Raw genomic sequence first — 10,838 nt, 5'->3', positions numbered from 1 at the left:
CGGTGGTGGCGACGGCGGGCCTCGGCCAGATCGAGGGGGCGGCGGTGGCGGCCCTCCTCATCGGCCTCGGCCGATCCTTCGCGGTCTATGTCGCGCCGGAATTCGAGGTGGTGGTGCCCTACGCCATCATGGTGGCGGTGCTGCTGTTCCGGCCGCAGGGGCTGTTCGGCGTGGCGGAGACCCGGCGGATATGACCTGCGCTCTCACTCAAGGAGACGCCGCGCGATGACCCGCCGCTCCGAGACCCTTCTGGCGCTGGCCGGCGCCGTGCTGATCCTCGTCCTCGCCTTTGCGGTGCCGTGGCTGCGCTTCGTGCTCACCATCGCCCTCGCCAAGGGGCTGGCGGTGCTCGGCATCCTGCTGCTGCTGCGGGCCGGACAGGTCAGCTTCGGCCACGCGCTCTACCTCGCGCTCGCCGCCTATACGGTCGCCTTCGGGGCGATGGCCGTGCCCGAGGCCCTGCTGCTCCTGCCCCTCGCGGCGGTGCTGGCGGGCCTGCTCGGCCTGCTGATCGGGCTCTTCGTGGTGCGCTACCGCGAGATCTTCTTCGGCATGCTGAATCTCGCCCTCAGCATGGTGTTCTACTCGGTGCTGGAAAAGTTCTACGCGCTGACCCACGGCGCCGACGGCATCCGGCTCCCGCCGGTCACGGTCCTGGGCCGGCCGCTCGCCGGCGAAGCGGGCGAGTGGACGGTGCTGGGCATCGCCCTTGCGTTGGCGCTCGCCTGCGGCGGCCTGGTGCGGGTGGCGCTCGCCTCCCCGCTCGGCGAGGCGCTCGCCGGCATCAAGACCCGCGAGACCCGGCTCGACTTCATGGGCGTGTCGCCGAAGCGCGTGCTCCTCGCGGCCTACGTCGCCTCGGCCGTGATGGCGGGCTTTGCCGGTGCGATCATCGCGCTCACCACCCGCCACGTCACCCCGGCGCTCAGCTACTGGACCACGTCGGGCGAACTCGTCTTCATCGCGATCCTCGGCGGGGCCGGGAGCGTCCTGGGGCCGTTCCTCGGGGCCGCGGCCTACGAGCTGACCCGGGTCTATGCGGCGGCGACCTTCGCCAATGCCTGGCAATTGGTGCTGGGTCTCGTGCTGCTCGGCGTCATCGTGTTCGCGCCGGGCGGCATCTGGGGCATGATCGCGAGACGCCGGAGGGCCGCATGACCGCGCTCCTCCAGGCCCGTGACCTGCGCCTCGCCTTCGGCGGCCTCAAGGCGGCGGACGGGATCGACCTCGACGTCGAGGCCGGCGAGTTCCTGGCGATCATCGGCCCGAACGGGGCCGGCAAGACCACCTTCATCAACATGACGACCGGCTACCTCAAACCCCAGGGCGGCTCGATCGCCTTCGAGGGCCGGCCGATCCTCGGCCTGTCGCCGCGGCGCATCGTCGGGCTCGGCGTCGCCCGCAGCTTCCAGCTGCCGCAGCTCTTCACCGAGCACAGCGTGTTGCAGAACGTGGCCCTCGCGGTCGCGGCCCGCGAGGGCGTGTGGTCGGTGCTGACTCCCCTGCTGCGCCCGCGCTTCCGCGACGAGGCGGCCGAGCTGATCGGGCGCTTCGGCCTGTCGCGCATCGCCGAGATGCGGGCCGACGCCCTCAACGAGGGCGCCCGCAAGCTCGTCGACATCGCCATGGCGGTGGCTTTGCGCCCCCGCCTCCTCCTGATGGACGAGCCGACGAGCGGCGTCGCGGCGGCCGAGAAGATGGCGATCGTCGAGACCCTGGTGCGGGTCCTGCGCGAGGCGGGCGTGACGGCGGTCTTCGTGGAGCACGACATGGAGGTGGTCGGGCGCTTCGCCGACCGGGTCGCGGTCTGGGGCCAGGGCAGGATCGCGGCGCTCGGGCCTCCCGCCCGGATCCTCAACGATCCGGAGGTGCAGCGCACGGTGATCGGCATCGCACCGGCAGGAGGCGCCCATGCTGCGGCTTGAGGGGGCGGCGGTGGCGATCGCCGGGGCGCCGGTGCTGCGCGGGGTCTCGCTCGATGTGCCGCCCGGCGGGCGCGTGGCGCTGATCGGCCGCAACGGCGCCGGCAAGACCACGACCTTGCGCGCCCTGATGGGGCTCCTGCCCCTCCAGGCCGGCCGGCTCGTGCTCGACGGGCGGGAGGCCGGGACCGTTCCGGCCCATCACCGGGCGCGGCTCGGCATCGGCTACGCTCCGGAGGAGCGCAAGCTGTTCGGCAGCTTCACGGTGCAGGACAACCTGCTGCTGCCGGCCCAGGTGCTGGGCCTGCCGAAGGCCGAGGTGTCGCGGCGGCTGGAGGCCGTCTACGCGCTGCTGCCGGAACTGAAGGACTTCGCCCCCCGCAAGGCGGCGGGCCTGTCGGGCGGCCAGGGCAAGATGGTGGCGCTCGGTCGCGCCCTGATGGTCGGCACCCGCGCGGTGCTCCTCGACGAGCCGTTCCAGGGCCTCGCCCCGGCGCTCGCCCTTCGCTACGCCGAGGCCCTCGCCCGCCTGCGGGCCGCGCTCCCCGACGTCGCGATCCTGATCACCGAGAGCAGCCCCGACCTGCTGCGGGCGCTCGTCGACACCACCATCCAGATCGAGCGCGGCGAGATTTCGGCCGCCTGACGTAACAAGGAGTGTTTTCCATGAGGCTCGACGGCAAGATCGCGATCGTCACCGGCGCCGGCGGCGGCTTCGGCGAGGGCATCGCCAAGCGCTATGCCCAGGAAGGCGCCAAGGTCGCGGTGCTCGATTTGCGCGGCGACGCGGCCGAGCGGGTGGCGGGTGAGATCGGTGAATCCGCCATCGCCATCGCGGCGGATGTCGGCAGCGCGCTCGATGTCGAGGCGGCGGTGCGGCGCACCACCGAGGCGTTCGGCACGCCGCACATCCTGGTCAACAATGCCGGCACCACCCACCGCAACCAGCCGCTGATGGAGGTGGACGAGGACGCCTTCGACCGGGTCTTCCGGGTCAACGTGAAGTCGATCTTCCACTTCGTCCGGGCGCTGGCCCCGGCGATGCGCGACAATGGCGGCGGCGTGATCCTCAATGTCGGTTCGACCGCCGGCATCCGGCCCCGTCCCGGCCTGACCTGGTACAACGCCTCGAAGGGGGCGGTGAACCTGATGTCGAAGTCGCTCGCCGTCGAGCTGGCGCCGTGGAAGATCCGCGTCAACGCGCTCTGCCCGGTGATGGGCGAGACCGGCCTGCTCGAAGCCTTCATGGGCGTGCCCGACACGCCGGAGAACCGGGCGAAGTTCGTCGCCACGATCCCGCTGGGCCGGATGTCGCGGGCCTCCGACATCGCCAACGTGGCGTTGTTCCTGGCCTCGGACGAGGCGGAGTTCATTACGGGGGTGGAGATGCCGATCGATGGAGGGCGGACGGTGTGAGCACGATTCCGGCCTGATCGCGGGGCGGGTTGGAAGCGTTCGCGGCCTGCACCGAGACGGCTCGGCGTCATGGACACACGCGGGTTCGTCCTTCTCATCGCGGGCGGGGAGAGGGCTCCGCTCCCGTTCAGGGAGTGCCGCGAGCCGCAGATTCGCGGTGAAGGTGTGTCTCCGGACGAGGCTCCCCCGGCTGCCATCCAGGCGGCCGGAGGTCTCCCACTCAGCAGACTGGCGTTGGCAGGCCAACGCTTCGTCGGCCTAGGTTCTTGTTTGATCGCAGATTTTTGCCGCCGAACCGGTGACCACTTCGGCGAAATCGGCTTAGGTCCGGGCGTCGTCCGCGATAGGGAGGAGGCTGTGGTCGAGGAGATCGGACATCGCTGGCCGCCCCCTCACCTCGGCTGGCACACCTCACAATAAAACGTCGACCGCCCCGACTGCACCAGCCGCCGCACCACCCCACGGCAGCCCTTCACCGTGCAGCTCAGCCCCTCCCGGTCGTAGACCCGGAAGGCGTGCTGGAAGGCGCCCTGGCTGCCGTCGGTCTGGACGTAGTCGCGCAGGGTCGAGCCGCCCGCCGCTACCGCCTCGGTCAGCACGTCGCGGATCACGACGGCGAGGCGCTTGGCCTTCGCGGTCGGGCGGCCGGCGGCATCCGCGAGCGATCCGGCCGGGGCCTCCGGGTGGAGACCCGCCCGGTGCAGCGCCTCGCAGACATAGATGTTGCCGAGGCCCGCGATCAGCCGCTGGTCGAGGAGCGCGGCCTTGAGCGGCGTGCGCTTGCCCGCGAACAGCCGCGCGATCGTCTCGCCCGAGAGTGCGTTGCCCAGGGGCTCGATCCCCATGCCGGCGAAGTGGCGGCAGGTGGCGAGGTCGGCGGACGGCACCAGGTCCATGAAGCCGAAGCGGCGGGCGTCGTTATAGACGACCCGGGCCCCGTTCGAGAGCTGAAAGTCGACGTGGTCGTGCTTCGCCTGCCCCTGCGCGCCCTCGAGGTAGAAGTCGCCGGGCGAGACGGTGCGGCCGTCGGGCAGCTGCACGTCGAAGCGCCCGCTCATGCCGAGATGCATGATGAGCGCCTCGCCGGAGGAGAGGTCGGCAACGAGGTACTTGGCGCGCCGCGACAGGGACGTAACCGCCTGGCCCTTCACACGGGCAGCGAAACGCGGCGGGAAGGGGAAGCGCAGGTTCGGCCGGTTCAGCACGACCTCGGTGAAGCGGGCGCCGACCAGGGCGGGCTCCAGTCCGCGGCGCACGGTCTCGACTTCGGGCAGTTCGGGCATCTCTCGTCCCTGAGGATGGGGCGGGCGCGACGAAGCGTACCCCGCGAAGATGCGGGTCCAGATGGTGCTTTCCCCCCGGCTTCGCTATGCAGGCGCCACGACAGGGGACCTGAAGGCATGGCCGGCGACGAGACCAGCACCGATTTCGGCTTCGAGCGCGTCAGGCTCGCGGAGAAGCAGGACCGCGTCAACGAGGTCTTCCGCTCGGTGGCCAAGCGCTACGACCTGATGAACGACCTGATGTCGGGGGGCCTGCACCGGGCGTGGAAGAGCGCCTTCGTGTCGAGCTTACGCCCCTCGCGCACCCGGCCGTTCCGGCTGCTGGATGTCGCCGGCGGCACCGGCGACATTGCGTTCCGCACGCTGGAGGCCGGCGGCCCCGACACGAAGGTCACGGTCCTCGACATCAACGAGGCGATGCTCGGCGTCGGCCGCGAGCGCGCCGGGCACGCTTACGGCTCCCGCATTGATTTCGTGGCCGGCAATGCCGAGTCGCTGCCGCTGCCGTCGGACACCTTCGACGCCTATACGATCGCCTTCGGCATCCGGAACGTGCCGCGGATCGAGCTGGCCCTGGCCGAGGCCCACCGGGTGCTCAAGGTCGGCGGGCGTTTCCTGTGCCTCGAATTCTCTCATGTCGACGTGCCGGGGCTCGACAGGATCTACGAGGCCTATTCGTTCAAGGTGATCCCGCGCCTCGGCGCGCTGGTCGCCGGCGACAAGGAATCCTACCAGTACCTCGTCGAGTCGATCCGCCGCTTCCCCACGGCCGGGAGCTTCGCCCGGATGATCGAGGAGGCCGGCTTCGGCCACGTCACCCATCGGCCGCTCTCGGGCGGGATCTGCGCCATCCATTCCGGCTGGAAGCTCGCGTGAGACCTCGCCCGTGCTGAGCCTCGTCGCCCACCTCGCGCGGGGCATCCATGTCGGCTGGGTGATGGCCCGCGAGGGCGGCCTGTCCTTCGTCGATGAAGCCGCGCTCCCGCCCCATCTGCGCGTCGTCCTGCGGCTCGGCCGCAAGCTCGAACGCCCGGGCCTCGGCCCCGGCCGCCTGCCCGCGGCGCTGACGCGCCTCGGGCCGTCCTACGTCAAGTTCGGCCAGTTCCTGGCGACCCGGCCCGACATCGTCGGCATGGCGGCGGCCCGCGACCTGGAGCGGTTGCAGGACCGGGTGCCGCCCTTCCCGCAGGACGTGGCGGTCGCGATCCTCGAATCGACCCTCGGCAAGCCGCTCTCCGAGTTGTTCACCGCATTCAGCGAGCCGATCGCCGCCGCCTCGATCGCCCAGGTCCACAAGGCGCATCTCGTCGAGGCCGACGGCACCGAGCGGGTCGTCGCCGTCAAGGTCATGCGGCCCGGCGTGCGCGAGCGCTTCACCCGCGACATCCAGGCGATGCGCTTCATGGCCCGGGTGGTCGAGGCTCTGCGACCCGAGGCCGAGCGCCTGCGCCCGCGCGAGGTGGTGGAGACGCTCGCCCGCTCGGTCGCCATGGAGATGGACCTGCGGCTCGAAGCCGCCGCCCTCTCGGAACTGGCCGAGAACATCAAGGACGACCCCGAATTCCGGGTGCCGCAACCGGTCTGGGAGCTGACCGGGCGCGACGTGCTGGCGAGCGAGTGGATCGACGGCATCCGCCTCAACGACCGGCAAGCCATCGTCGAGGCCGGCCATGACGTGGCGGCTTTGGGCCGGACCGTGATCCAGTCCTTCCTGCGCCATGCGATCCGGGACGGTTTCTTCCACGCCGACATGCATCCCGGCAACCTGTTCGTCGATCCGGCCGGGCGGCTCGTGGCGGTCGATTTCGGCATCATGGGCCGGCTCGGGCTGAAGGAGCGCCGCTTCCTGGCGGAGATCCTCCTCGGCTTCATCCTGCGCGACTACCGCCGGGTGGCGGAGGTGCATTTCGAGGCCGGCTACGTCCCGTCGCACCATTCCGTCGACGATTTCGCCCAAGCCATCCGGGCGATCGGGGAGCCGATCCACCAGCGCCGGGCCGACGAGATCTCGATGGCGAAGGTGCTGACGCTCCTCTTCGACGTCACCGCGCTCTTCGACATGAGCACCCGCACCGAGCTGGTGATGCTCCAGAAGACCATGGTGGTGGTCGAGGGCGTCGCCCGCTCGCTCGATCCGCGCCTCGACATGTGGACCACCGCCGAGCCGGTGGTGCGCGCCTGGCTCGGCCGCAACCTCGGACCGATCGGCCGAGCCGACCAGGCCCGCCGCGCGGTGCTGACCCTGGCCGACGTGGTGGCGGACGTGCCCGACCTCGCCCAGCGGATGAAGCGCGTGCTGGTGCGCCTCGACGAGGACGGCCCGCGCGAGGCGTCCCGCCTGGAGCGCCGCATCCGTGTCGAGACCAGGCGCGTGGTGTGGTCGACCCTGGCCTTGTGGGTGATCGCCGGGTCGTTGCTGGCGATCGCGTTGCGGTGAGACAGCGTCGTCGACAGACCCTCTGAGATCGTCGCTCTCGCGCCTTTCCAACCCTCCGGGTCATGGATGGACGGCCCCCGTTTCGCACGGAGTCGCGAGCCTCGGCTCGTGCCAATCGATTCAGGGGCAGTCATGTCTCCGGCCTCTGACGCCGTCGTGCCGCCGCCCCGGCCGGGTCTCGCGCACCCAGCCGGTGAAGGCGGCCGAGAACAGCGCTGAATTGATCCGGTTCGTCAGGATCGTCAGCCCGCGTCCGCCCGGCTCGCCGTGGTGGTAGGGCCGAAAGCGACGCAGGACGGCGAGGTGGGTCCCGCCCGGGCGTCCGCCCGCGACTTCGGCAGGCGCTCCAGAATCGTCAAGCTCATCCGCGTGGCTCCTCAACCCCGCCGGATGAGTCAGCCTTCGAGCCAAACCTAGACTCCCACGAACCCGCGTTCGGGGCCCTGGGTTCCGCCTGACAGGGCCTTGATCTGCGCCCCGCCCCCGGCTACCCCAGACCGGCTGGGCATCGCCCGCGCGGACGTGGCGGAATCGGTAGACGCACGAGACTTAAAATCTTGCGACCTCTGGTCGTGCGGGTTCGAGTCCCGCCGTCCGCACCAGCACTTAGCTCAATATCAGGGTTTGCGGTCGAGGGCCGGGGTAACGCCACGGGTAACAGCGCACCCCGGCCCTGATGGTTCAAGATGCCTCAGGCAGCCTCGTTCTGACTTCCCCAGGGTCATAGAGTCCGCCAGCGGCCGGTAGGGGGGCGCGGCAAACCTCCGGACCGGCTGTCAGACGCGATGCGTCAGGGCGGTGCGTTGCTCGACTAGGATGGCGTCAGCCACGTCGAGGCGGGCGGTAGCCCGGTTGCAGTAGGCTCGCGCGATCTCCCGGTGCCGCTCCGAACGATCGAAGTCGGCGCGGGCGCCTCGCATCAGCCATCGGGCGCGAATGAGCCGGAAGAAGCTCATCTCGGCATTCCCGCCAACTGGTATCTCGCCATTGCGGCGGCAAGATCCCTGCACATATCCTCTAGATGGCCCATAGAATAGAAAACAGCTTCGATCTGTTGTGGAAGCAGATTGAAGGTTTTGTAAGTTCCGTATGCAGTACCATGCGGCACCGCAAGGCAATGCTCCAGGATTATACGGGTCACTACGGCGGCGTTGCGCAGATTCAGGGCATCAGAGGCGAGATCGTCGAGGGTAGGTGCTTCTGTGTTCCCGACTGAGATGCTCATAACGACACCTCCACGCCCCACCGCTGCGCGATCAGCTTCGCAACGTCATCTTGAACCACCCAATCGAAGTCCATTGCAGCCGCGAACCGCGCCTTGAGCAACAAACCGTCAAGGGTCTGCGGGGGTTCGAGTAGGAAGGGCAAGATTATCTCTTCCGCCCGATCCAGAATATCAGCGCGCTCCTGCCATAGACGACCATAGCCGTTGCGATCGCTTGCTTCGTTAAAGGCGACTTGTGCTGCGGCGTAATTTATCAGAACGCCTACACCTTGCCGAGCTTCGTCAGCCTCTTCGTAAAGGCACGCGATTTGCGGCCCCATAGCCTCCGCCCGTTCCAGCAAGGGCAGGAGCGCGGGCGCGATGGCGAGCAACGCGGCATCCGGGGAAGCGACTGCACCCGACCCCGGGTTAGCGAGGCCGATGCCGGCGGGCACCGTCGAGGCGGCGAGACCGGCGAGGATCGCGCGGCGAGAGGTGCGGCGCTCAGCCATGACGCGCCTCCTCACCCCGGAGCGCGCGGCAGAGGCGCTTGTAGCGGATCAACTGCTCTTGCAGCCCGTCCGCATCGCCGATGCCGTTGTCGCCGGCGTCCTCCCGGTCCTCCGGGCTCGGCGACGACACGAACGTGCCGCACAGGCTCAACTCCGCGTCGCAACCGTCTTCAAGATCGGAGTCGCCGTCGAGGGCGTCGAGCAAGGCGATGTCGGCCTCGATGCGGTCTGCAATCGCCTCGCGCAGCTCGTGGATGCGGTGACGCTCCACGTCCATCTGGACGGACAGATCGGTGGCCAAGCCGGCATCGGCGAAGAAAGTCTCAAGGCCCTGGCGCAAGGCCACCAGGGCGGGAGCTTCTGGCTCGGGCTGCCGCATGGTGCGGAGCGCGATCGTGACGGGTCCGACCTGTGTGGAGGACAAGCGGGAGCGTTCACCGGCGCGGGCCGGTGCTGTAGAATGACGGGTAGCCATGGGACGTCGCTCCAAGGACGTGTGTGGTTAGGGCCGGCCAGGAGGGTGCAAGCTCTTGGCCGGCTCGCACATTTCTGCTATCATCAAACCACATGTCAATAGCCGATAGCAGAAAACCACGGGGTCGCCCGCCAACCGGGATCGGCAAGGCCATCGGCCTGCGGCTCTATCCCGAGCTCGACGCATCTCTCGACGCCTGGATCGCAGACCAGCCAGATCCGAAACCCTCGCGGCCAGAGGCGATCCGCGAGGCGCTGGCGGAGCATCTGAAGGCGAAGGGCTATTTGAAATAACTTGGCAGTGGCTCAGGGCATAGCATAAGCCTGAGCATACATGCTTAAGATTTAGAGGCTGATCATGCGAACCATTTTTCTACTGTCTATTACATGCGCGATGAGCGCTAGTTCCGCAAAAGCGGATTGGCAGTACACAAAATGGGGAATGAGCGTAGCGCAAGTTGCAAAAGCCTCTAAAGGGAAAGCTCAGCCCTACTCCTCAAAATATAGCAATGAAACTTATCAAGTCGAGCTAGCGGCGCCTTTCCAGTCTGGACCATTTGCGTTTAACGCACATTTTGAGTTCCAAGGGAGCAAGGGCCTCGCAATCGTAGCACTTCATCCGGTAGATGGTACCGACTGTCCTTCGATTGAGAGAACCCTGATTTCAAAATATGGGGAGTCTGATCCAGAGCCGCGGCGGTTCGGCGCCTACAAATGGGATGATCGCAAAAGCAACAATGTTGTCCGATTTGTTCCTAACGGCAATGATTGTGTGCTGATTTATCGAGAGCTGGCTGCTCGCGGCGGCGCTAGCGGTCTTTGACCATAGTCTGCATCGGCCCGTTGGTGCTGTAGCTTAAGCCTAGATCGCCGGCGGTGGAGGCGGGTAAGCGAGTGCTGGGGGCAGGCCCCGCCGCATTGATCTTTGAGCTTAATCAGGCGGCTGAAACAGCCGGCCCGCGTGCCAATCCGCAAGGCGCTGGATCGCCCAGAAGTCGCAAGTTCCGTCGTCCTCAGTAGGCACCGTGAACACGCCGCGAGGCCCTTTCCACCACTCGGCCGTGTTGAGCGGCCCCTTCCCTTCAAGGGGCGCACATCCTGCGCTTCGAAGCTTCGCCTCCCATTGGGGGCGCGGCAGGTAGCGAAGGATCATTTAGGCAGCTAGGGCGGCGTACTCGACGTGGTCGGGGATATGCTCGGGCGACGGTTCTAGAACGCCGCAGTCCGTCAGAGCATCCTTAATGTCGTGCAGCGGAGTCGTCTTGATCTCGTAGCCGAGTTGAGCGGATAGAATGCCCTCAAGGGCCGGCTGCACGTCGGATAGGACGGCATCGGCGCTGCGATGCGACAGGAGGAAGCCAGGCACCTGTTCGCTCCAGGCGCGCAAGCCGCCGTCCTCGCGGCGTTCGAAGAACACCACGATCTTGTAGGAGCGGGGGTGTCGCTCGCTGGCCATGGGGTCAAAGCCGATCATTCCACGAGGATATGGTCGGGACGCTGCGCGCCGCAAGTTACTTTTCGGTGTGGCAAGCTTGGCCGCCGGCTCCCATTCCGGGGCAACACGAATTTTCTGCCGCGCACTCATCCAGC

Annotated in this window: 14 protein-coding genes, 1 tRNA gene and 2 pseudogenes; 10 read left to right on the top strand and 7 right to left on the bottom strand. The window is 68.0% G+C overall.

Annotated elements, in window-relative coordinates:
• From VP06_RS37215 to VP06_RS15545, 5 genes and pseudogenes are all read left to right on the top strand, one after another.
• Positions 1-194, top strand: a pseudogene (locus VP06_RS37215) (branched-chain amino acid ABC transporter permease); the annotation flags it as partial.
• 31 nt (positions 195-225) lie between these two features.
• Entirely contained in the window at positions 226-1,158 is a 933-nt protein-coding gene (locus VP06_RS15560; protein WP_048464693.1) for a branched-chain amino acid ABC transporter permease, read from the top strand.
• On the top strand, positions 1,155-1,925 hold the full coding sequence (locus tag VP06_RS15555; protein ID WP_048464692.1) for an ABC transporter ATP-binding protein: 771 nt from the start codon (positions 1,155-1,157) through the stop codon (positions 1,923-1,925). The genes VP06_RS15560 and VP06_RS15555 overlap by 4 nt, the downstream gene beginning before the upstream one ends.
• Positions 1,912-2,568, top strand: a complete 657-nt coding sequence (locus tag VP06_RS15550; protein WP_048464691.1) for an ABC transporter ATP-binding protein — start codon at positions 1,912-1,914, stop codon at positions 2,566-2,568. The genes VP06_RS15555 and VP06_RS15550 overlap by 14 nt, the downstream gene beginning before the upstream one ends.
• Before the next feature lie 20 nt (positions 2,569-2,588).
• On the top strand, positions 2,589-3,338 hold the full coding sequence (locus VP06_RS15545) for an SDR family oxidoreductase (RefSeq protein ID WP_048464690.1): 750 nt from the start codon (positions 2,589-2,591) through the stop codon (positions 3,336-3,338).
• Positions 3,339-3,730: 392 nt separating this feature from the next.
• On the opposite strand, the gene mutM is transcribed toward VP06_RS15545, so the two are convergent.
• The gene (gene mutM, locus VP06_RS15540) at positions 3,731-4,621 is read right to left on the bottom strand and encodes a bifunctional DNA-formamidopyrimidine glycosylase/DNA-(apurinic or apyrimidinic site) lyase (RefSeq protein WP_048464689.1); all 891 of its coding nucleotides are present in this window, start codon (positions 4,619-4,621) and stop codon (positions 3,731-3,733) included.
• A gap of 117 nt (positions 4,622-4,738) precedes the next feature.
• On the opposite strand from mutM, the gene ubiE reads away from it, so the two are divergent.
• A complete protein-coding gene (gene ubiE / locus VP06_RS15535) occupies positions 4,739-5,497 on the top strand; it encodes a bifunctional demethylmenaquinone methyltransferase/2-methoxy-6-polyprenyl-1,4-benzoquinol methylase UbiE (protein WP_048464688.1) in 759 nt (252 codons plus the stop codon).
• 10 nt (positions 5,498-5,507) lie between these two features.
• Complete coding sequence (ubiB, locus tag VP06_RS15530; RefSeq protein ID WP_048464687.1) at positions 5,508-7,058, top strand: 2-polyprenylphenol 6-hydroxylase; 1,551 nt, start codon at positions 5,508-5,510, stop codon at positions 7,056-7,058.
• Between the two features lie 129 nt (positions 7,059-7,187).
• On the opposite strand, the pseudogene VP06_RS36400 reads toward ubiB, so the two are convergent.
• Positions 7,188-7,373: pseudogene (locus tag VP06_RS36400) on the bottom strand (ISAs1 family transposase); the annotation flags it as partial.
• Between the two features lie 201 nt (positions 7,374-7,574).
• On the opposite strand from VP06_RS36400, the gene VP06_RS15525 reads away from it, so the two are divergent.
• Positions 7,575-7,660, top strand: a tRNA-Leu gene (locus tag VP06_RS15525).
• A gap of 174 nt (positions 7,661-7,834) precedes the next feature.
• Here VP06_RS15525 and VP06_RS15520 read toward each other — a convergent pair.
• From VP06_RS15520 to VP06_RS15510, 4 genes are read right to left on the bottom strand one after another with little or no spacing between them, the layout of a single operon-like run.
• Positions 7,835-8,014, bottom strand: coding sequence for a hypothetical protein (locus VP06_RS15520; protein ID WP_048464686.1), 180 nt, complete (start codon positions 8,012-8,014; stop codon positions 7,835-7,837).
• Complete coding sequence (locus VP06_RS36395) at positions 8,011-8,283, bottom strand: hypothetical protein (RefSeq protein WP_156295628.1); 273 nt, start codon at positions 8,281-8,283, stop codon at positions 8,011-8,013. The genes VP06_RS15520 and VP06_RS36395 overlap by 4 nt, the downstream gene beginning before the upstream one ends.
• Positions 8,280-8,774 (bottom strand): hypothetical protein, encoded by a 495-nt coding sequence (locus tag VP06_RS15515; protein ID WP_048464685.1) that lies wholly within the window; start codon positions 8,772-8,774, stop codon positions 8,280-8,282. Before VP06_RS15515 ends, VP06_RS36395 begins: the two co-directional genes overlap by 4 nt.
• Positions 8,767-9,153: a hypothetical protein gene (locus tag VP06_RS15510; protein WP_048464684.1), complete on the bottom strand. Its 387-nt coding sequence runs from the start codon at positions 9,151-9,153 to the stop codon at positions 8,767-8,769. The genes VP06_RS15515 and VP06_RS15510 overlap by 8 nt, the downstream gene beginning before the upstream one ends.
• A 188-nt stretch (positions 9,154-9,341) precedes the next feature.
• On the opposite strand from VP06_RS15510, the gene VP06_RS37210 reads away from it, so the two are divergent.
• Positions 9,342-9,542, top strand: coding sequence for a hypothetical protein (locus tag VP06_RS37210; protein ID WP_197093212.1), 201 nt, complete (start codon positions 9,342-9,344; stop codon positions 9,540-9,542).
• Between the two features lie 64 nt (positions 9,543-9,606).
• Positions 9,607-10,071 carry a hypothetical protein gene (locus VP06_RS36390; RefSeq protein WP_210168121.1) on the top strand — a complete coding sequence of 155 codons (465 nt, stop codon included), beginning with the start codon at positions 9,607-9,609 and terminating at the stop codon, positions 10,069-10,071.
• 330 nt (positions 10,072-10,401) lie between these two features.
• Here the strand turns inward: VP06_RS36390 and VP06_RS15505 are convergent, their stop codons facing one another.
• The gene (locus VP06_RS15505; protein WP_156295626.1) at positions 10,402-10,833 is read right to left on the bottom strand and encodes a hypothetical protein; all 432 of its coding nucleotides are present in this window, start codon (positions 10,831-10,833) and stop codon (positions 10,402-10,404) included.
• Positions 10,834-10,838 lie beyond the last annotated feature (5 nt).

The sequence above is a fragment of the Methylobacterium aquaticum genome (assembly GCF_001043915.1).
In the GTDB taxonomy this organism is placed as follows: domain Bacteria; phylum Pseudomonadota; class Alphaproteobacteria; order Rhizobiales; family Beijerinckiaceae; genus Methylobacterium; species Methylobacterium aquaticum.
Note: the sequence above shows the minus strand (reverse complement) of the source record. Positions and strands in the feature narration are given on the sequence as shown.